Here is a 19,354-nt window from a genome sequence, read left to right as displayed (position 1 = left end):
GGACTATTTGGCGACCGGCATCGTGAATTCGGCGCCCTTCGCGATGCTGTCGGGCCAGCGCTGCATGATGCTCTTGTAGCGCGTGTAGAACCGCACGCCTTCCTCGCCATATGCATGATGGTCGCCGAATAACGATTTCTTCCATCCGCCGAACGAATGCCACGCCATCGGCACCGGAATCGGCACGTTGATTCCCACCATGCCGATCTCGATCTGTCGTGAGAAAGCCCGCGCAACGCCGCCGTCGGACGTGAACAACGACACCCCGTTGGCGAACTGGTTAGCGTTGATGAGTTCGACCGCTGACGCGAAATCCGGCACGCGCACCACGCACAGCACCGGTCCGAAAATCTCTTCGCGGTAGATCTTCATGTCGGTCGACACATCATCGAACAGGGTGCCGCCGAGAAAGAAACCCTTCTCGTGACCGGCGACCTGATGACCCCGGCCATCGACCACCAGCTTCGCGCCTGCCGCAATACCTGCGTCGATATACCCGACCACCTTCTCGCGATGCGTCGCGGTAACCAACGGGCCCATCTCGGCCGCGGACTCCATGCCGTTGAGTATCTTCAGGCTCTGCACGCGCGGCGTCAGCCGTTCGATCAGTTCATCGGCGATATGACCTACCGCGACCGCCACCGAAATCGCCATGCACCGCTCGCCCGCCGAACCGTATGCGGCGCCGATCAGCGCATCGACGGCCTGATCGAGATCGGCGTCCGGCATCACCACCAGATGATTCTTCGCTCCGCCCAGCGCCTGCACGCGCTTGCCGTGTTTCGTGCCCTCCGTGTAGATGTACTCGGCGATCGGCGTCGATCCGACAAACGACAACGCGCTCACTTCGGGATGCACGAGCAGCGCGTCGACCGCCACCTTGTCGCCGTGCACGACGTTGAACACGCCATCGGGCAAGCCCGCTTCCTTCAGCAATTCGGCGAGCCGGTTCGACGCGGACGGATCGCGCTCCGACGGCTTCAAAACGAAGGTATTGCCGCACGCGATCGCGACGGGGAACATCCAGCACGGCACCATCATCGGGAAGTTGAAAGGTGTAATGCCCGCGACCACGCCGAGCGGCTGGCGCAGATTCCAGTTGTCGATGCCGCCGCCGATCTGATCGGTGAAGTCGGTCTTCAACAGATTTGGAATGCCGCACGCGAACTCGACGATCTCGATGCCGCGCATTACCTCGCCCTTCGCATCCGAGAACACCTTGCCGTGCTCGCGCGTGATGAGCTCCGCCAGTTCGTCGTGGTGACGGTCGAGCAATTCCTTGAACTTGAACAGCACGCGCGCCCGCTTGATCGGCGCGGTTTCGCTCCATGCGGGAAAGGCGGCCCGGGCGGCGGCCACCGCTGCGTCCACCTCGGCGACGCTAGCCAGCGGCACGCGTGCGCTCACGCTGCCGAGCGCCGGATTGAAGACGTCGCCAAAGCGCCCGCTCGTGCCATCGAGGGTCTTGCCATTGATGAAATGGGTTAGCGCACGTGCGGTGGTCACGCTGCGCTGGGTCTCGTCCTGAAGTGTCTCGCTCATGTCCGTCCTCTTCCTGTGAAGTCTTCCGCTCGGCCCGCAAGGCTCGCTGGGAGCGTGATGAAGGCCCAGCCTAAAGCGCTTCGAGGCGACAAATCCAATGATTAATGCTCAACTGCGCTATAAGCCGCGCTAATATCAGGCTATGGACCTGATTCTGCTCCGAGCTTTCGTCACCGTCGCGCGGGAGGGCAACCTCACGCGTGCTGCGGTACAGCTACACCTGACCCAACCCGCCGTCAGCCTGCAAATCAAGCATTTGCAGGAGACCCTCGGCGTGATGCTGTTCACGCGGACTTCGCACGGCCTCTCTCTCACGCGCGACGGCCAGGCGCTGCTGCCCCACGCCGAACGCGCGCTGGGCGCGGCGGCCGACGTGCAGCGTGCCGCGCAGTCGCTGCGTCACGAGGTGCGCGGACGCTTGCGGATCGGCACGATTCTCGACCCGGCGTTTCTGCGCCTGGGCGGCTTTCTCAAACAGCTGGTCGAGACCTGGCCACACATCGAAACGGCCTTGCGGCACGGCATGTCGGGCTGGGTGCTGGCGCAGATTCGCGCGGGCGAGTTGGATGTCGGCTACTACATCGGCCTGCCGCCCGACGACGACACGCGCGACGGCGCAACCTTCCACGCGCTGACGCTCACTCATTTCCAGTATCGCGTGCTGGCGCCGGCTGGCTGGAAAGATCGCGTCAAAGGTGCGCGCGACTGGCGTTCGCTCGCCGCATTGCCATGGATCTGGACGCCGCCCGCGTCCGCGCACAACCGGCTGTTGTCGCGCTGCTTCGACGAAGCCGGCGTGAAACCGGTCAAGGTCGCGGAAGTGGATCAGGAGCCGTCGATGCTCGATCTGGTGAAATCTGGCGTCGGCCTCACGCTCGCGCGCGACGCCACCGCGATCGCCGAAGCGCATGCGCACGCGCTGACCATCGTCGAGGGCATCGCGGTGCCAACCCAGCTCAGCTTCGTCACGCTGGAAGAACGCAAGGACGAACCGGCCATTGCCGCGGCGTTGAAGCTGATCGAACAGCAATGGGCAACGTGAACGCGGGCATGAGCGCAGCCCCGCGAGCGTTTCAGGCACTGTGGACAACGTGGGGACCGCTGCGATATGAGCCGCGCTAATGCAAGGCGTGCGCAACGCCACCTTGATGGCAACCGCTTGCAGCCGCGAACTCGAAGTGGTGCTTGTTCAGGACGACGACGAAGCAGGCGGCCACGCCGAAGCCCACGCGATCTTCAAGCGCCTCGGTGTCGAGGAAGCGGATCCGGTCGCGGTGGCCTACGTCGATCTGCTCAGTCCGGAAAGCGAGCCGAAGCTCGTGGCCTAACCCACCCGCCGCGCGGACCGCGTCGAAGCTCGCGCGGCCGCCTCAGCCGGCGGCCGCGCCCGGCGAGAGATGGCCGAGCGGCAATGGCCCATTGCGCTTGAACGTGGTGAGTACGATGTTCGAGCGCACGCTATCGACGCCGGGCACGCGCATCAGTTTCTTCATCACGAAGGTCGACAGATAGTTCAGATCAGGCGCGACGATGCGCAGCAGGTAATCGGCATCGCCCACCACCGCGTGACACTCCAGCACTTCGGGCAACACATCGATCTGTTGCTGGAATTGCTCGATGATCGAATCGCCGTGGTGCTTCAACTTCAAACTCGTAAAAGCGGTGACGCCGAGGCCGAGCTTTTCCGGGCGCAGCACGACACGATAACCGTCCACCACGCCTACCTGTTCCAGCCGCTGCAAGCGCCGTCCGATCTGCGAGGGCGACAGCGGCACCTGCTCGGCCAGTTGCTGATGGGTGGCCCGGCCGAAGCGCTGCAGCACGTCCAGCAGCGCGAGATCGAAGTGATCGAGTTCCAACATGTCGATTGTCCGCATTGAATGGCCATTTTATACACGATTATTGCATATTGGCGCCCATAAACGCTATCCTTGCGCCCATCCCGCGCGCTTGCCGCTCTAGACTTGCATCATCCACTCCACTTGCAAGCACCGCAGAGCGCAGCGCCCATGTCCACCGCCAGCACCGCCAATACCGCCCGGCTCAAAAAGCAATTCGACGCGGGCCTCCAAACCCGCGCCGATTTCACCATCGACCAACCGATCGAACGATATGGCGCGGTCGATCACGCGGTCTGGCAACAGCTCTACGCACGTCAGATCAGGCTGCTCAACGGTCGCGTCTGCGAGGAGTTTCTGGCGGGTATCGAAAGCATCGGCATGCCGGCCAACCGCGTGCCTTCGTTCGATGAAGTCAACGCGAAGCTGACACCGGCCACCGGCTGGCAAATCGTCGCAGTACCGGGTCTCGTGCCGGACCACGTGTTCTTCGAGCATCTCGCGAACCGGCGCTTCCCTGTCACGTGGTGGATGCGCGGCCCGGACCAGCTCGATTATCTGCAGGAGCCCGACTGCTTTCACGACCTGTTCGGTCACGTGCCGCTGCTGGTCAACCCGGTGTTCGCCGATTACATGCACGCGTACGGCCGCGCCGCGCTCGCAGCCAACGACGCCGGCGCGCTGCCGCTGCTCGCCCGACTTTATTGGTACACAGTGGAGTTCGGCCTGATCCGTGACGCCGCGAGTCCGAACGGCGTGAAGATCTACGGCGCGGGCATCGTGTCGAGCAAGGGCGAAACGCTGTACAGCCAGCAAAGCGCGGCGCCGAACCGGCTCGGCTTCAATCTTGAGCGCGTGATGCGCACGCGTTACCGCATCGACACGTTCCAGAAAACCTACTTCGTGATCGACGATTTCGCGCAGCTGTTCAGCGTCGCGCAGACCGATTTAGCGCCGCTGCTGACGCGGCTCGCCGCCGAACACGCTTTCATGGCTGGCGATGTGGTCGAAAGCGATTGCGTCATCACGTATGGTTCGCGGGAAGGCTGGCAAGACGACGGCGACGTCTGACGACGAAAACCCCGACCACGGTAGCGCGACCGCCCCGCCAGCGGGCGCGCGTCATCCGTGAAAAAATAATGAAGGCGCACACCCCTGGCGCGCCTGTATTGATCCGACGAGGTAACGCCATGATTCAGAAACTGACTTCCGAAGAGCGCGCCAATCAGGTCGCCCAGCTGAACGGCTGGCAAGCCGTAACGGACCGCGACGCGATCCAGCGCACGCTCCAGTTCGCCGATTTCAACGAAGCATTCGGCTTCATGACGCGCGTGGCGATCAAGGCGCAGGAAATGGATCACCACCCGGAATGGTTCAACGTGTACAGCAAAGTGGAGATTACGCTCTCCACGCACGAGGCCGACGGCGTAACCGAGCGCGACATCCGACTGGCCACGTTCATCGACAGTATTACAGCGTAATACAAAAAATCCACTGGTTTTCGTGCACGTTTATCTCATGTGCGCTGCACAATAGAGCGTCAGTGAAAGGACAATGCAGGCAATCGTTCGTGCAAACCTTCAGTTCTACAGGCTATTATTAAGGCTAACGTAAGATTCCCAGGCTTGCCTCGCCGTCTCGTCCAAACGATCCGGCGACAGCGTCTGCTGACGCTGTACAATCAGCAGCGCATACGGCTTGGAGAGCGCGCTTGCCTCCTTGCACAGAACGAGTTCGTCGCCGCTCGAAGGTGAGCGGGCGCGCCAGAAGTTGATCGCGGCTTCCAGTTCGTGAATCGATATTTCGGACATGACTTCGTGATCGCTCGGAGGGCGCTTCAAGGCGGCTCGGTGGCTGCTTCGTGGCACGTTTCCCGCCGTCCGGCACGGCCACGCCGCACGCTGTGTGCGGCAGGCGCCCCGGCGAACCGCTTGCCCAAACGCCTAAACCCATTGTACTTGAGCGAAATCCATGCGACTCCTTCTGATCGAAGATGACCGCCCCATCGCACGCGGCATCCAAAGCAGTCTCGAACAAGCCGGCTTCACCGTCGACATGGTTCACGACGGCATTTTCGCCGAACAGGCCCTCACGCAAAACCGTCACGAGTTGGTGATTCTCGACCTGGGCCTGCCCGGCATCGACGGCATGACGCTGCTCGCGCGCTTTCGTCAAAGCAATCGCCACACGCCGGTGATCATTCTCACCGCGCGCGACGAATTGAACGACCGCGTTCAGGGCCTGAATTCCGGCGCCGACGACTACATGCTGAAGCCGTTCGAACCCGCCGAACTCGAAGCGCGCATCCGCGCAGTGATGCGCCGCAGCGGTCCGCACGGCGACATGCCGCGTCCGGAAGTGTCGCTCGGCGGTGTGCGTCTGTCGGGCGTCGATCGCCGCATTTTCAACGACGACAAGCCGCTCGAGCTGTCGCCGCGTGAATTCGCGGTGCTCGAAATGCTGCTGCTGCGTCACGGCCGTGTGGTCAGCAAGGCGCAACTGCAAGACCACCTGACGCATTTCGGCGGCGATCTCGGCGACACCGCGATCGAAGTCTACGTGCACCGGGTGCGTAAAAAACTCGAGAACTGCCGTGTCGAAATCGTCACGGTGCGTGGCTTTGGTTATCTGTTGCAGGAAATCCGCCAAGCCGCATAATCGTCGTGAAGGCCGCGAACTTGGTCGCGGCCTGACGGCGCCGGGCCGGCGCCGCGCACTCGATGCGCAGTTCGCCGGCATCCGGCGAATTTCACGGCGCCTTACGCCGTTGCCTTTTTCCCGCGCGTTCGATCATGCCCCAGCCGGCCGCCAATAGTCTGCGCCGCACGCTGCTGCGGCGCCTCGCTGCACCCCTTTCGCTGCTCGCTCTGATGAGCGGCCTGATCGCTTACTGGCTGGCGTGGCAGTACACGCAGCACGTCGTCGACCGCTCGCTCGCCGACCTCGCCACGGCGATTTCCAAACAGATCCAGATTGCCGGCCCGGACGCGCCGATCACCGTGCCGCCGCTCGCTCAGGCCATGTTCTCTGATCCGGTCGAACAGCTCGTCTACCGGATCAGCAACGGCGAGACTGAAATCGCCGGCGACCACGATCTGCCGTTGCAAGGCAGCAGCGTGCGCCGCATGCACTACGCGTACGTGTTCGAAACGCAGCATCAAGGCGTGACGGTGCGCGTCGCCCAGGTGCGCGTCGATCAGCCGACCGGCAACCCAATCGTCGTCGAAGTGGGTCAGCCGGTGCATCACCGGTTTCGCATCGCCGCCGAGTTTCTGATCGCGATCATGATGCCGCTGCTGTTGCTGCTGCTCGCGGGTTGGGTGATCGTGTGGCGCGTCGTCAATCAGCAGCTTAATCCGCTGACCGATCTTGCGGATTCGCTTAACCGCCAGACCCATACCTCGCTCGAACCAGTCGACGAAACCTATGTGCCGGTGGAAATCCGTCCGCTGACAGGCGCGCTGAACGCGTTGCTCGACCGCCTGAAAACCGCACTCGACGGGCAGCGCAAGTTTATCGCCGACGCCGCGCACCAGTTGCGCACGCCGCTTACGGCTGTGAAGTTGCACGCGGAGCAGGCGGCCGTCGCGCGCGATCCGCAGCAAACGCTGACCGCCGTGCGGGAGCTGCGCGCCGCGGCCGACCGCGCTGTGCGGCTGTCGAATCAACTACTGTCGCTGGCGCGCGCGGAGCCGAGCGAACAGGCCGCCCGCTTCGTCAACGTGGATATGTCCGCGCTCGCGTTCGATACCGGCGCGGAGTGGGTACCGCGCGCGTTGACGTTCCACGTCGACCTCGGCTTCCAGCGCCTCGACGATCCCTCCAACGATCACCCGTTGATCGCGCGTGGCAACCCCGTGCTACTGCACGAAGTGATCGCCAATCTGCTGGATAACGCGCTCAAGTATGTGCCGCCTTCGCGCCTCGATGGCGGCCGCATCACGGTGACGGTTTCGCAAACGATGATCGGCGAGCTGCGCATGGCCGAGATCGCGGTCGAAGACAATGGACCCGGCGTGCCGCGCGCGCAGCAAACGGACCTGTTCAAGCGTTTCTTCCGCGGCGACGGCCAGAGCGAAGCCGGTGTGGACACCGGCGCCGGTCTCGGTCTCGCGATCGTCCACGACATCATGATCCTGCATCACGGCAGCGTGCATTACGAAGATGCGCCCGAAGGCGGCGCCCGTTTCATCGTGCGTATTCCGCTCGTGCCGATCGACGTTCAGCGCAACCCGCTGACTGCCGAACCATCCCGGCCGGCAAAAAAATCGGCGCACTCGGCGCCGGTGGATATGTGACTCTCTAGCTGCTCAACGGGCTGCGGCGAGTTCACTGACGTGAGCAACTCGCGCAGCCCGTGGTTCATTTCTTCTTCGCCTCCTTTGCCGCCTTTGCGGATTTGCCCGCGCCTTTCTCTTTCTCCGGCGGCGCCAGCATCGTGCCACGGCACTTGCGTGCGCCGCAGCGGCATTCGTATTCCTTTTTGAGCTTGTTGGTCTGACGCGCGTCGATCACGAGGCCGTAGTCGTAAAATATCTCTTCGCCTTGTGCAATGTCGCGCAGCGCGTGCACATACACGTGACCGTCGATTTCTTCCGCTTCGCAGTTCGGCGCGCACGAATGATTGATCCAGCGCGCGCTGTTGCCGTTCACTTTGCCGTCGATCACCTTGCCGCTGTCGAGCGCGAAATAGAACGTGTGATTCGGTTCGGCCGGATTGTGCGGATGACGGCGCAATGCTTCTTTCCAAGAGATCCGTTCGCCCTTGTATTCGATTAGCCGCTCGCCGGCCGCAATCGGTTCGAGGGCAAACACGCCTTTGCCGTGCACACCTGAACGACGCACGGCGATCCTGCGTGAACTCATTGAATGAATCCTTGTGAAGAACTGGGGATGAAGTCCGGCAGCCGCCTGAGACGTCCGCGTGTGACGCGCTGCTCTTTTTCTGAAGCGGATAGCAAACGCGGCGCCCTGCGAGCGCCGCGTCGACTTGCAACGCTCACGCGTCACATCCGGCATCCTACACGTTCAAGCCGGCTTCGTTCAACCGTCAAAAAGACACATTGCAGCACGCGCTTCGCTGGTTTTACCGCTGTCCGAATGAAATATCGCCGAACAGCGCTTTCTGTTCGCGCGGTTGCGAACGCCAATACTGCGGCGGCGCTTCGACCGTAGCGCCCAGTTGCGCCGCCGCGTGCCACGGCCAACGCGGGTTGTACAGCAACGCGCGCGCCAGCGCGATCAAATCGGCATCGCCCGCTTCGATCAGTTGCTCGGCGTGCAGCGGATCGGTGATCAGGCCGACGCCGATGGTCGTGAGACCCGTGGCGTGCTTGACCGCCTTCGCGAATGGAATCTGATAGCCCGGCTCCAGCGGAATCTTTTGCAGCGGCGACACGCCACCCGACGAGACGTCGATCCAGTCGCAACCGCGCTTTTCCAATTCGTGCGCGAAAGCGATCGTGTCGTCGAGCGACCAGCCGCCTTCGACCCAGTCGGTCGCGGAAACCCGCACCCCGACCGGTTTGTCGGCTGGGAATGCGGCGCGCACGATGTCGAAGATCTCGAGCGGAAAGCGCATGCGATTTTCGAGCGAACCGCCGTAGTCGTCGTCGCGCTGATTGGCAATTGGCGAGAGGAATTGATGCAGCAGATAACCATGCGCCGCATGCACTTCCAATCCGTCGATGCCGAGGCGCGCAGCGCGCCGCGCCGACGCTGCGAACGCTGCGCGAATGCGGTTCAGTCCAGCCATATCGAGCGCGAGAGGCGGCTCTTCGCCAGCCTTGTGCGGCAACGCGGACGGCGCATGCGGCAGCCAGCCGCCTTGCGATACGGGAATCAACTGGCCGCCTTCCCACGGCACATGGCTCGACGCCTTGCGCCCTGCGTGCGCCAACTGCATCGTCACGTTGATATGCGAATATTTGCGGATCGCGGCCAGCACCGGCACGAGCGCGGCTTCGGTGACGTCGTCCCACAGACCGAGATCGCCCGGCGTGATGCGGCCATCGGGTTCGACCGAGGTCGCCTCGATGAACAACATGCCGGCGCCCGACAACGCGAGACTGCCGAGGTGGATGATGTGCCACGCCGTCGCCTCGCCACGTTCAGCGGAATACTGGCACATCGGGGACACGACGATACGATTGGGAAGCGTCACGCTACGCAGCGTGAGCGGAGAAAAAAGCGCGCTCATGGATTACGCCCAGTAGAAGCCCGAGAGCGATCGAGCATAGCACCGTGGGCGGTTTACTGCATGAAACCCGGGGTCAGCAGCGCGCCTCGACCTGATCGAGCCATTCGCCAAACATCCGGCGTGCGGCGACTTCGAGTGCGGGAGCGAATTGCGCGGTCTCGGCGCGCAACCGGCGCGCGTCGATACCCCGCATGGCAAGCTCGCCCGCATTGCCGATCAGCCAAGGCTCGAACCGGTCGGCGCGGATCTCCGGGTGACATTGCAAACCCAGCACATGATTGCCCCAGGCGAACGCCTGGTTCTCGCAGGCTGGCGTCGAAGCAAGGCGCGTCGCGTTGTCGGGCAGATCGAAGGTGTCGCCGTGCCAATGCATCATCGACGTATGCGCGCCGTCCAGATGACGCACCGGCGAAGCGCGTCCGGCATCGGTCAAGGCAAGCGGCGTCCAACCGATCTCGGTATGACCTGAAGGATAGACCCGCGCGCCGAGTGCACGCGCGATCAATTGCGCGCCGAGGCAGATGCCGAGGGTCGGCAAACCAGCTACGATGCGTTTCTCGATCAGCGACAGCAGCGGCACGAGGGTTGGATAAAGCGCATCGTCGGTTGCGCTGATCGGGCCGCCGAGCACCACCATCAGCGATGCGGCGAGCGGGTTCGGCGCGTTGACACGGGCGAAGCCCACATCGAGATAACGAACCGGGCACCCGCGCTCGCCGAGCACCATCTCAAGACTGCCCAGATCCTCGAAGTGCACATGACGAACGGCCAGTACTTCGCGATTCATCGCCCTGTCCCACCTTCAGGTTGACTAAAGACTTGCCGCCAGGCGGCGCCGGCCAGTTCGCCGGCGACGCCCTATGCCGCCCGCCGAAGCCGGTCCGGGCAGTGTAGCGGATTGTCCCGAAAGAAGCCGCCTTACTGGGCGAAGATCTTCCAGGTCTTCTTCTGGGTGGCGACGTCGGCGGTTTCGTGCACCGAGCAGTCGAGACGCAGATCCGTGTCCGACATGTTCATGTCGAGCAACGCGCAGTGATGCGGCGTCTTCTTCGGATTCTTGCTCGGCTCGAAGTGCGCGCAGCTCAGGCACATGCGGTGCGGCGGAATGTTGCCTTGCGCTTCGAGCTGATGCACGGTCTTGAGCAACGTGCGATAGAAGACGGCCTGCTCGTCGTCGCGCAACGTGCCGACTGCCTTGGCCAGGAAGTCCGGCCATTGCGCCGCGCGCTTCGCAGCCGTGCGGCCACGCGCGGTCAGGCGGACCGCGAGGGCGCGGCCGTCGTCCAACGCACGGCGCTTTTCGACCAGGCCTTTGCTTTCGAGCGTGCTGACCGCATCGCTGGTGGTCGCGGCGGTCAAGGCCGTCTCACGGGCGATTTCGCCAAGGCGCATGGGGCCCTTACGCTGCATCAACAAGACCAGGATTTCGCCCTGAGTCGGCGTGAGGCCTGCGCCTTCGGCCCATTCCCAAGCCTGGCTCCGCATCGCCGTGCTCAATCGCAATAGGCTGTGGGTCACTCGCCCCGTCGCCTGTTCTCCGTATACGCCTTCGCTCATAATCTTCGATTCGTTTATTGACAGCGTTCGCGCGATGCCGGTGAACTGCTTGCCGACCTCGCCCGTAGCCTGTGTGGGGTCGCTTCGCCAAACCGCGGACGAAACCGTTTCTACTATCTCAAAAATCTACCGCCCTGCAAGCCCAAGTCGGTGAAAACGACATTCTATGCGAGAGCGGCAAATCGTACAGCTAACTTATCCAACGCGGTCTGTGGATAACCACGGGAAAACAAGTGGACAGCGTGTGCAGCGACGCTTGATAAGTACTCAGGCCGTGCTGGGCGCGCCAGAACCTATTCTCGTTTACCGGTTCCGGCGTACCGCGAGCGGGTCTGATTGTAGTTTACGCAGCGTGTTGACTTTGCAGGGAATTATTCAGTTGTCCACAGGCTGATGCAATGCTTGTTAACGACTACGTTTGTACACGTAAACTTTGGAAAAACCTGAAGGCCTGCGACCTGGAAATTTTCATTACGAAAAAAAACCCGCTCGAAGCGGGTTTCCTTAAGGTTTATTAACCTGGACAATGCCCCGACGGCTAGGCTCGCCATTGCAGACACTGCTGCCGTACCGCTTCGTGCAAGGACTTTTCCTGCGCGAAGACACTGCGCAGCCATGTCGCATCGTTCATCTGCCCGCGAGCAATCGCCCCGATTTCGGCGAGCGCGTTGCCAGAACCCAGCGCCTCGGCATGCGGTGCGATCAGTTGGAGCGTTTCGAGGATATCCTCTGAAATCGTCTTGCGTTCGCCCGTTTGCGGATTGATGCAGGTGCCGGCCAGACCGAATCGGCATGCTTCGAAGCGATTGAACGTGTAGACGAGATAGTCGTCTTCCTTGGGCGTGATCGGCTTGTCCAGCAACAGGTGCCGGGCCAGCGTTTGGATGTAGCAGGCAATCGCCGCGGCGCGGTCCACCGAAAACGGCGTGTCCATCACCCGAACTTCGATCGTGCCGAAACCCGGCTTCGGGCGGATGTCCCAGTAAAAGTCCTTCATGCTGTTGACCACGCCGGTGTGCACCATCTTCGAGAAGTATTCCTCGAAGCTGTCCCACGTCAGCACGAACGGCGCGCGGCCCGACAACGGAAACGCGAACACGGAATTCAGTCGTGCCGAATGAAAACCGGTGTCGACGCCCTGCACGAACGGCGACGACGCGGACAACGCGATGAAGTGCGGAATGAAGCGCGACATCGAATGCAGCAGATAGAGCGCGCTGTCGGGATTCGGGCAACCGATGTGTACGTGCTGCCCGAACACCGTGAACTGCTTCGCAAGATAGCCGTACAACTCGGAAATATACTGAAAGCGCGGCGTATCGACGATCTGCCGCTCGCTCCATTGCTGGAATGCGTGCGTGCCGCCGCCGCACAAGCCGACGTTCAGATGATCGGCCGCCGACACCAGCGTGTCGCGAATCTTGCGCAAGTCGGTGACGGCCTGCTCGTGTGTCGTGCAAATGTCGGTCGACAACTCGATCATGCTTTCGGTGATTTCCGGCGTGATGTTGCCTGGAATCTTTTCGTCCTTGATGAGACGCAGCAGGTCCGTACCGGCTTTGGTCAGATCATAATCGTGCGTATTGACGATCTGCATTTCGAGTTCGACGCCGAACGTGAACGGTTTCGAATCAATGAAGGGTTCGAGTGACATAACGTCCCCTGAGTCAGGTCGGCCGGGCGGTTGTCACATGCCCGGCCGTTTTTTTGAGTCGGATGAACTGAATGAAGCGCGGCGCACCTGGAGCGAGCGGCGTGCGCTGACCGCCTACTCTTCGCGCCGCTCGGCCACCAGCGCGAGGCTGCGATAGACGAGCCACGGCCCGAGAATCTGCAGCACGAAAATCGAACACATCACGATGGCGCGCAATTGCGGGTCGAAATTCGGATAGAGATTGTAGGTGTCGTCGACCAGCAGATAAGCGAGCGCCGACATCGGCGATAACGACAAACCGAGCGCCATCCCCTGTTTCCAGTTCAGGCCGCTCGGCTTGGCAAACGCCATCACGCCGACCAGTTTCGCCACCAGACGCGCAACAATCAGACCCAGCGCCGCGACGCCGCCGAGGGCTATGTGTTTCCACTCGAACGAAGTCAGCGTCAGCACGAACAGAATCACAGTCAGCAACCAGCCCGCCGTGCCGAAATGCTGCGGCCACAGTTGCGGCCGCGCCTCATGATTCTTCACGATGATGCCCGCGGCCAGCAACGCGAGAATGGTCGACAGTTTGAACAGATGCGCGACCGCGATCGCCAGCAGCACGAGGCCGAACAACGCGACAAACGAATGCTCGTCCTGCATGTTCAGACGGCGATAGAAGAACGTGCAGGTGCGCGCGAGCAGATACGCGAGCACGAGCGAGCCGATCAGCAGATAAAGCGGTTGCAGAATGGTCGCGAAGACGTTGCCGTAGACCTCTTGATGCAACCAGCTCGACACCAGCTTTTCAATCACCACCGCATACATGCTGTTCAGCGCCGTCAAGGTCAAGAGACGCTGGGTCACCTGGCCTTCCGCGCGCAATTCTGTTTTGAGCTGGATCACCATAGCGGGCGAGGTCGCCATCGCAATCGCGGCGAGCACCGTCGCCACCATCAGCGGCACCTTCAGGAACAGCAACACAGGCAGTACGAACGCGAAAGTTAGCGTGGCTTCGGCCACGCTCGACAGGATCAGCCACGGATTGCGGCGAATCCAGCGCAAATCGAGGCGGCTGCCGAGTTCGAACAACAGTAAACCGAGCGCGACATCGAGCAACGGCCGCGCGGCGTTCGCGGAATCCGCATCGATCACGCCGAAGCCGGCCGCGCCGGCAATCAGACCAATGACCGCATACCCGGAAATGCGTGGCAAACGCCAGGCGCGATAGCACAGTTCGCCGCATAGACCAGCGGCGAGCAACGCGAGACCAGCCCAAAAGATGGCGTCGGGTGAGAGCGGCCAGGCTGGAAAAAATGAAAACGCCGAATTCATCGTGATGGATTCTCCTTTTTGCAGCAACGGCAGACGATACGAACCGGCGTAAACGCCGGCGAGCAATTGGGCGCGTTGGACGCTCACTGTCGCAATCGCTTCGCGTGGTCCGCGTTGCGAGATTTTTTTGATCGGATGATCGGAATGCACCGCAGCCGCATGGAACCCGGCACATTCGAGGATGCGGCTGTAGCAACTGGGACGGTGAAAGAACGCCGTCGACTCTGAATCAGATTCTGATTGACCGGCGCCGTTCCATTGCTACGCGCGCTGCCGATGGCGGCGCACGACGCGGAAAAGAACGGCGATTGTGCCACAGCTTTTTCAGCCTTGACCGAAAAGACACCATCATGCAGGCAAAACGGTAAAAACGTACGTTATCTTGCGCACCTGAGGAAAAAGCGACCTTTTAAACCCGGGATCTGCTCGCGGCGAACGAGCCGATTGACCGCTCCGTGTGTGCTTTTCGGACATTGCCGCAGAAGATTGGCGCCGGTTTTAAAGAGGTTCAAGCCAGCCGGGGAGCACGGCGTCAGCCTCGGCCTTGTGTTTACAGGTTTACTGTATGTATACGTAGTAACAGTTAACAAGGTGCCTCGGTTTCTGTGGATAACCGTGGTTTACCGAAACGAATCATCGCCTTGCCGACGGCATAACCGGATGCACAGCATGTGCGGGAGCGGCGCGTATACGAGGGCAACTTTTGGCGATTTTCGGCGACGGCAAAGTTACCCCGTTTACGTCCACAACGGTTCCACACGACTTGCGCCGGTTAACCGCGCGGTTATCCACAAGTTTCGGTGGATAACTCCGTCGCCCCGTATACCGGTTAACGCCCCAGTTAGCTTACAGTTCCCTGGCGTAATGCACGCAGCAGGAAACGTGCAGGATCGATGTCTTCCGCGAGATCGCGTTCGAGCGGCCACGGCTCGCCTTCTATTTGCGACGCAATCAACTCGGCGCCGAGCGTGGCCCACACCAGTCCGCGCGACCCATACGCGAACGCGCCGTACAAGCCCTCGGTGCGCGGGAGGTCGAGCGGCCAGGCGCCACGCAGACGCTGCGCGTCGCGTGCTGCCTGGGCTTCGTCGGCGAGTTGGCCGATCATCGGCATGCGGTCGCTCGTCACACAGCGGAACGCGACGCGTCCAGCGAGTCCCGTGGAGTCCGCCGTATCAGCTACGCTTGAAAACGCGGGCAGCATCTGCGCGACGCGCTGGATGTTTTCCAGATGACCCTCCGCGCGGAGCGACGTGTCGGGGTTGTCGAGTTCATAGGTGGCGCCAGCTAGCGTGACGCCGTTTGCAAGCGGCACCGCATACCCGTCGCCGATCACCGGCACCGCAAGCGTCGCCGCCCTGCCCGCTGGCAGCAACGTCAACTGGCCACGGATGCTGCGAGTCGGCGCATGCCGCAAGCCCGCGATGCGTGCGGCGTCGTGAGCACTCGCGACGATTACCACCGGGGCGCGCACAACGACCTGGCCTGATGTGTCGAATACGGTCCACTGATCGCCGGATCGTGCGAGCCGCCCGACTTCGACGCCGAAGCGGCGTTCGAGGAGGCCGCCCGCCGCGGCGAACTGGGCGGCGCACAGCGAAGCCGGATCGATCCAGCCGCCTTGGGGAAAGAACCAGCCGCCGCGCGCGAGCGGCGTGCCAGCGAGCGTTTGCGCATCGGCCGCCGAGACGGGTGTCACGTAGTCAGACGGATAGCGGAACGCTGCGATCGCGTCGCTGATCGCACGGGCTTCGTCATCATCGGCCGCGATTTGCAGCAAGCCCTGCCCGCCGCGCGATGGCCGATGGCCGAGCCGTTCGAGTGCCGCCCAGCGCCTGAGCGCATACAGAAAACCCGCGCGCGTGACGCGCGAGGCCACACTGTCGTCGCGCGAGATCATCGGATGGAATACGCCCGCCGGATTGCCTGAGGCGTCCTGCGCGACCGACCCATGCCGTTCCAGCGACGTTACGCGCCAACCGCGCGCGGTGAGCCGTTCGATCGCCGCGCAGCCGGCGAGCCCGGCGCCGATCACCACCGCATGCCGTTCTTCGAGCGCGAGCGGCGCGGGCGGTTCATAGCGGCGCACGCGCCAGCGCGGCGCGAAGTCGCCGACCAGCATCGCCCGTTTCCAGCCGAAGCCCTCGACCTTGCGGTATTCGAAACCGCATTGAGTCAACGCGCGCTTGATGTCGCCCGCGCTGCTATAGGTGGCGAACGTGGCGCCTTCGCCCGCTAGCCGCGCGAGCGCCTTGAAAATCGCCGGGGTCCACAGTTCGGGGTTCCTCGCTGGCGCGAAGCCGTCGAGATAGAACGCGTCGGCGCGCAGTCTCAAGGCCGGCAAGCTGTGGGCCGCATCGGCCAGCACCAGCGTGAGAACGACACGCCCATCTTCGAATTCGAGACGATGCGTGCCGGGCACGAGCATCGGCCACGCGCTCGCGAGCGTTTCGCCCAGCGCCGCAATCGTCGGATCGGACAGCGTGGCCGCATAGACGCTGCGTAAATCGGCGACGGTAAACGGATGCTTCTCGGTCGAAACGAAATGCAGCCGCTCGCAGCGCGACGGATCGGCGCGCCACTCGGCCCACGTCACCAGAAAGTTGATACCCATGCCGAAGCCGGTTTCGAGCACGGTGAAAGTGCGGCGGTCCCGCCATCGTTCGGGCAGCCCATTGCCGCGCAGAAATACGTAGCGAGCCTGGTTGAGACCGCCGACGGCACTGTGATAGATGTCGTCGTAGAGCGGTGAAAACGGCGTGCCGTTGTCGCGAAAGGCGAGCACGGCGGGGATCAGCGGATCGGTCATGCGCGTCGGAAATGGACGCTCGAAAGAGCGGGTCGAACGTTACCGCCAGCGCGCGCAGCTCGCCGGACGGCGAAAAAGACGCGCCAAACGTTGGCAAAAACCAACGCCAAGCCCCGTCCCTACTGGGTTTCAGCCCTCGGTTGAGGGTCGCCGGACAGCAAAATTGCGATTTCTTCGCGATATCGGCCCGGAACCGTCTAATTCTTCGAAACCCTTGTCCTGATTGGGTTTGCGCTGCGCTATCATAGCAAGCGCCGCGAACCGAGCGGCGGCACGGCCGATGGACAGGCGCCTGTCCGGTGCCACAGATCCGGAGGGGGTCCGGCGCCGCCGCTACTCGACCGCGCGGCCCGCGCACGTATAATCGGCGCGTTCGCGCTGTTCGTATCAACCTAAACTCAGAAAGGAACCTTAATGAACAAACAGGAACTGATCGACGCCGTCGCAGGACAGACGGGCGCCAGCAAGGCTCAAACCGGTGAAACGCTGGACACGTTGCTTGAAGTGATCAAGAAGTCTGTGTCGAAGGGCGATGCGGTCCAGTTGATCGGCTTCGGTAGTTTTGGTTCGGGCAAGCGCGCGGCGCGCACGGGTCGCAACCCGAAGACCGGCGAGACCATCAAGATCCCGGCCGCCAAGACCGTCAAGTTCACGGCAGGCAAGGCGTTCAAGGACGCAGTCAACAAGCGCTAAGCAGACTACTGCCAGGCAGTTGACACCCGCCAACGGCGGGTTTTTTTTCGTCCGCGGGTTTTGCGTGGGGAAGAGCCGCGACGGGTGTCGCGGTTGAGTCAAGGCGTTGACCTTGCGCTGCCGTTGTTAGTCGTGACGGTGGCCGCCGTGGCCATGACCGTCGTGATCGTGATCATGGTGGTGATGATCATGGCCGTGATGGTCGTGTTCATCGTCGTCGAAGTCCCAGGCGGGGAACGGATCGGCGAACTGCTGCCACGCCTGCGGCCCTTGCGCGTATTCGTCGTCGCTCAATAGACACGCGTCGAACTTCGCTTGCCAAATCGCCGGGTCGATACCGACGCCGATCAGCACCAACTCCTGGCGACGGTCGCCGATGCTCAGATCATTGGGATCGCCGTACCAGTCGGCTGCGATTTCGGCGGCCAACTCGTCGCCGGCATCCGGCCATTCGCTGCGATCCTGGGCAGCCCACCACATGCCCGCCGGACCATGCCGGCAAGCGCCGCCCGCTTGCGACAGCGAACCGGCGATATCGTTGCGCGTGGCGAGCCAGAAGAAGCCCTTGCTGCGCAGCACGCCCTTCCACTCCTGGTGCAACAGCGCCCACAGCCGTTCCGGATGAAACGGCCGGCGCGCCCGGTAAATGAAATTGCCGATGCCGAATTCGTCCGCTTTGCCGTGATGCGCATGGCCGTGTTCGTGCTCATGATTGAGCGCCGCGAGCCAGCCCGGCGCGCTCGACGCCTCGTCGAAATCGAAGCGCCCGGTGTTCAGCACTTGCGCGAGCGGTACGTCGCCGAACCGGCTGACCACTTGCACCGCGCGCGGATTGAGTTGCGCGAGGATGCGTTGCAGGCGCCTGAGTTCGTCATCGCTGACGAGGTCGGCCTTGTTCACCACCAGCACGTCGCAGAACTCGACCTGCTCGATCAGCAGTTCGACGATGGTGCGGTCGTCTTCGTCGTTCACGGCGATGCCGCGTTCTTTAAGCGCGTCGGCCGAACCGTAGTCGCGCAGGAAGTTGCTCGCATCGATCACAGTCACCATCGTATCGAGCCGCGCGACGCCGGACAGCGAGGCGTCTTCATCGTCGCCGAAGGTGAAGGTCTCGGCGATTGCCAGCGGCTCGGCGACGCCGCTCGATTCGATGACAATCGCATCGAAACGCCTTTCGCCGGCAAGACGTTGGATCTCGCTCAGCAGGTCGTCACGCAGCGTGCAGCAGATGCAGCCGTTCGACAGTTCGACGACCTGCTCTTCGACAGGCGGCGGCTCGACGGCATCGCGCACGAGAGACGCATCGATGTCGAGGGCGGCCAGGTCGTTGACGATCACGGCCACGCGCAAACCGGCGCGATTCGCGAGGATGTGGTTCAGGAGCGTGGTCTTGCCGGCGCCCAGAAAACCGGAGAGCACGGTGACGGGCAATAGCGGCTGGTTCATCGCGGTACGGAAAAGCAAGAGTTTGGAAGGCGTGCCGGGCTTGGGTCGCATGACGGCGCGACCTTGTGAAGTTCGAGCCTCGGCGGCAGCATGAAGCCGCATTGTGCATCAAAACGGGCGGCGCTCACGTGCGAGGCCGGATCGGAAGGTATATGCGTAGCGCGTCTCGAAGCCGAAATGCAACGCAAACGCGCGCGCTAAACGCACCATGAGTGCCTACCGCGGATCTTGAAACGCGCCTGGAAATCGGCCGGAAATTCGGCCAAAGAGTGAACCCCAAACGGAGCAATAGACCA

17 protein-coding genes and 1 pseudogene are annotated in these 19,354 nt (G+C 62.5%); 7 read left to right on the top strand and 11 right to left on the bottom strand.

Annotated features, from left to right (window positions below; genetic code table 11):
• Positions 1-3 precede the first annotated feature (3 nt).
• Positions 4-1,542, bottom strand: a complete 1,539-nt coding sequence (locus PQR02_RS01360) for a CoA-acylating methylmalonate-semialdehyde dehydrogenase (RefSeq protein ID WP_408224296.1) — start codon at positions 1,540-1,542, stop codon at positions 4-6.
• 142 nt (positions 1,543-1,684) lie between these two features.
• Here PQR02_RS01360 and PQR02_RS01355 point away from each other — a divergent pair, with 142 nt between their 5' ends.
• Both PQR02_RS01355 and PQR02_RS01350 read left to right on the top strand, forming a co-directional pair.
• A complete protein-coding gene (locus PQR02_RS01355) occupies positions 1,685-2,584 on the top strand; it encodes a LysR family transcriptional regulator (protein ID WP_408224293.1) in 900 nt (299 codons plus the stop codon).
• 127 nt (positions 2,585-2,711) lie between these two features.
• Positions 2,712-2,870, top strand: a pseudogene (locus tag PQR02_RS01350) (adenylate cyclase); the annotation flags it as partial.
• Between the two features lie 42 nt (positions 2,871-2,912).
• On the opposite strand, the gene PQR02_RS01345 reads toward PQR02_RS01350, so the two are convergent.
• The gene (locus PQR02_RS01345) at positions 2,913-3,404 is read right to left on the bottom strand and encodes an Lrp/AsnC family transcriptional regulator (protein ID WP_149670028.1); all 492 of its coding nucleotides are present in this window, start codon (positions 3,402-3,404) and stop codon (positions 2,913-2,915) included.
• Between the two features lie 147 nt (positions 3,405-3,551).
• On the opposite strand from PQR02_RS01345, the gene phhA reads away from it, so the two are divergent.
• Entirely contained in the window at positions 3,552-4,451 is a 900-nt protein-coding gene (gene phhA, locus PQR02_RS01340; RefSeq protein ID WP_408224290.1) for a phenylalanine 4-monooxygenase, read from the top strand.
• Between the two features lie 119 nt (positions 4,452-4,570).
• Positions 4,571-4,861 (top strand): 4a-hydroxytetrahydrobiopterin dehydratase, encoded by a 291-nt coding sequence (locus tag PQR02_RS01335; protein WP_408224648.1) that lies wholly within the window; start codon positions 4,571-4,573, stop codon positions 4,859-4,861.
• A 105-nt stretch (positions 4,862-4,966) separates the two neighbouring features.
• Here the strand turns inward: PQR02_RS01335 and PQR02_RS01330 are convergent, their stop codons facing one another.
• Positions 4,967-5,191, bottom strand: a complete 225-nt coding sequence (locus tag PQR02_RS01330) for a DUF3717 domain-containing protein (protein WP_408224287.1) — start codon at positions 5,189-5,191, stop codon at positions 4,967-4,969.
• A gap of 160 nt (positions 5,192-5,351) precedes the next feature.
• Here PQR02_RS01330 and PQR02_RS01325 point away from each other — a divergent pair, with 160 nt between their 5' ends.
• Together PQR02_RS01325 and PQR02_RS01320 are read left to right on the top strand one after the other, a co-directional pair.
• Positions 5,352-6,038, top strand: coding sequence for a response regulator (locus tag PQR02_RS01325; protein ID WP_167049092.1), 687 nt, complete (start codon positions 5,352-5,354; stop codon positions 6,036-6,038).
• Positions 6,039-6,172: 134 nt separating this feature from the next.
• Complete coding sequence (locus tag PQR02_RS01320) at positions 6,173-7,678, top strand: sensor histidine kinase (protein WP_408224283.1); 1,506 nt, start codon at positions 6,173-6,175, stop codon at positions 7,676-7,678.
• Positions 7,679-7,742: 64 nt separating this feature from the next.
• Here the strand turns inward: PQR02_RS01320 and PQR02_RS01315 are convergent, their stop codons facing one another.
• From PQR02_RS01315 to mnmC, 7 genes are all read right to left on the bottom strand, one after another.
• A complete protein-coding gene (locus tag PQR02_RS01315; protein WP_408224280.1) occupies positions 7,743-8,246 on the bottom strand; it encodes an SET domain-containing protein in 504 nt (167 codons plus the stop codon).
• 220 nt (positions 8,247-8,466) lie between these two features.
• Complete coding sequence (locus PQR02_RS01310; RefSeq protein ID WP_408224277.1) at positions 8,467-9,579, bottom strand: NADH:flavin oxidoreductase/NADH oxidase; 1,113 nt, start codon at positions 9,577-9,579, stop codon at positions 8,467-8,469.
• A gap of 73 nt (positions 9,580-9,652) precedes the next feature.
• Positions 9,653-10,366, bottom strand: a complete 714-nt coding sequence (locus PQR02_RS01305; RefSeq protein WP_408224274.1) for a glutamine amidotransferase — start codon at positions 10,364-10,366, stop codon at positions 9,653-9,655.
• A 131-nt stretch (positions 10,367-10,497) separates the two neighbouring features.
• Positions 10,498-11,136, bottom strand: a complete 639-nt coding sequence (locus PQR02_RS01300; RefSeq protein ID WP_408224271.1) for a MarR family winged helix-turn-helix transcriptional regulator — start codon at positions 11,134-11,136, stop codon at positions 10,498-10,500.
• A 538-nt stretch (positions 11,137-11,674) separates the two neighbouring features.
• Complete coding sequence (locus tag PQR02_RS01295; RefSeq protein ID WP_408224268.1) at positions 11,675-12,790, bottom strand: YbdK family carboxylate-amine ligase; 1,116 nt, start codon at positions 12,788-12,790, stop codon at positions 11,675-11,677.
• Positions 12,791-12,904: 114 nt separating this feature from the next.
• The gene (locus PQR02_RS01290; protein ID WP_408224646.1) at positions 12,905-14,110 is read right to left on the bottom strand and encodes a cation:proton antiporter; all 1,206 of its coding nucleotides are present in this window, start codon (positions 14,108-14,110) and stop codon (positions 12,905-12,907) included.
• Positions 14,111-14,951: 841 nt separating this feature from the next.
• On the bottom strand, positions 14,952-16,919 hold the full coding sequence (mnmC, locus tag PQR02_RS01285; RefSeq protein WP_408224265.1) for a bifunctional tRNA (5-methylaminomethyl-2-thiouridine)(34)-methyltransferase MnmC2/FAD-dependent 5-carboxymethylaminomethyl-2-thiouridine(34) oxidoreductase MnmC1: 1,968 nt from the start codon (positions 16,917-16,919) through the stop codon (positions 14,952-14,954).
• A gap of 414 nt (positions 16,920-17,333) precedes the next feature.
• On the opposite strand from mnmC, the gene PQR02_RS01280 reads away from it, so the two are divergent.
• Positions 17,334-17,612, top strand: a complete 279-nt coding sequence (locus PQR02_RS01280; protein ID WP_006050811.1) for an HU family DNA-binding protein — start codon at positions 17,334-17,336, stop codon at positions 17,610-17,612.
• A gap of 126 nt (positions 17,613-17,738) precedes the next feature.
• Here the strand turns inward: PQR02_RS01280 and PQR02_RS01275 are convergent, their stop codons facing one another.
• Complete coding sequence (locus PQR02_RS01275) at positions 17,739-19,058, bottom strand: GTP-binding protein (RefSeq protein ID WP_408224643.1); 1,320 nt, start codon at positions 19,056-19,058, stop codon at positions 17,739-17,741.
• Positions 19,059-19,354: the final 296 nt, after the last annotated feature.

This window comes from Paraburkholderia sediminicola, from assembly GCF_046026895.1.
Taxonomy (GTDB): Bacteria; Pseudomonadota; Gammaproteobacteria; order Burkholderiales; family Burkholderiaceae; genus Paraburkholderia; species Paraburkholderia sediminicola_C.
The sequence above is the reverse complement of the archived record's forward strand: the minus strand, read 5'-3'. Positions and strand labels throughout refer to the sequence as shown.

What these genes read in the sequence shown, in the direction of transcription:
- PQR02_RS01360 (WP_408224296.1), bottom strand. Translation starts at nt 1,542, where the DNA reads ATGAGCGAGACACTTCAGGACGAGACCCAGCGCAGCGTGACCACCGCA.
- PQR02_RS01355 (WP_408224293.1), top strand. Translation starts at nt 1,685, where the DNA reads ATGGACCTGATTCTGCTCCGAGCTTTCGTCACCGTCGCGCGGGAGGGC.
- PQR02_RS01345 (WP_149670028.1), bottom strand. Translation starts at nt 3,404, where the DNA reads ATGTTGGAACTCGATCACTTCGATCTCGCGCTGCTGGACGTGCTGCAG.
- phhA (WP_408224290.1), top strand. Translation starts at nt 3,552, where the DNA reads ATGTCCACCGCCAGCACCGCCAATACCGCCCGGCTCAAAAAGCAATTC.
- PQR02_RS01335 (WP_408224648.1), top strand. Translation starts at nt 4,571, where the DNA reads ATGATTCAGAAACTGACTTCCGAAGAGCGCGCCAATCAGGTCGCCCAG.
- PQR02_RS01330 (WP_408224287.1), bottom strand. Translation starts at nt 5,191, where the DNA reads ATGTCCGAAATATCGATTCACGAACTGGAAGCCGCGATCAACTTCTGG.
- PQR02_RS01325 (WP_167049092.1), top strand. Translation starts at nt 5,352, where the DNA reads ATGCGACTCCTTCTGATCGAAGATGACCGCCCCATCGCACGCGGCATC.
- PQR02_RS01320 (WP_408224283.1), top strand. Translation starts at nt 6,173, where the DNA reads ATGCCCCAGCCGGCCGCCAATAGTCTGCGCCGCACGCTGCTGCGGCGC.
- PQR02_RS01315 (WP_408224280.1), bottom strand. Translation starts at nt 8,246, where the DNA reads ATGAGTTCACGCAGGATCGCCGTGCGTCGTTCAGGTGTGCACGGCAAA.
- PQR02_RS01310 (WP_408224277.1), bottom strand. Translation starts at nt 9,579, where the DNA reads ATGAGCGCGCTTTTTTCTCCGCTCACGCTGCGTAGCGTGACGCTTCCC.
- PQR02_RS01305 (WP_408224274.1), bottom strand. Translation starts at nt 10,366, where the DNA reads ATGAATCGCGAAGTACTGGCCGTTCGTCATGTGCACTTCGAGGATCTG.
- PQR02_RS01300 (WP_408224271.1), bottom strand. Translation starts at nt 11,136, where the DNA reads ATGAGCGAAGGCGTATACGGAGAACAGGCGACGGGGCGAGTGACCCAC.
- PQR02_RS01295 (WP_408224268.1), bottom strand. Translation starts at nt 12,790, where the DNA reads ATGTCACTCGAACCCTTCATTGATTCGAAACCGTTCACGTTCGGCGTC.
- PQR02_RS01290 (WP_408224646.1), bottom strand. Translation starts at nt 14,110, where the DNA reads ATGAATTCGGCGTTTTCATTTTTTCCAGCCTGGCCGCTCTCACCCGAC.
- mnmC (WP_408224265.1), bottom strand. Translation starts at nt 16,919, where the DNA reads ATGACCGATCCGCTGATCCCCGCCGTGCTCGCCTTTCGCGACAACGGC.
- PQR02_RS01280 (WP_006050811.1), top strand. Translation starts at nt 17,334, where the DNA reads ATGAACAAACAGGAACTGATCGACGCCGTCGCAGGACAGACGGGCGCC.
- PQR02_RS01275 (WP_408224643.1), bottom strand. Translation starts at nt 19,058, where the DNA reads ATGAACCAGCCGCTATTGCCCGTCACCGTGCTCTCCGGTTTTCTGGGC.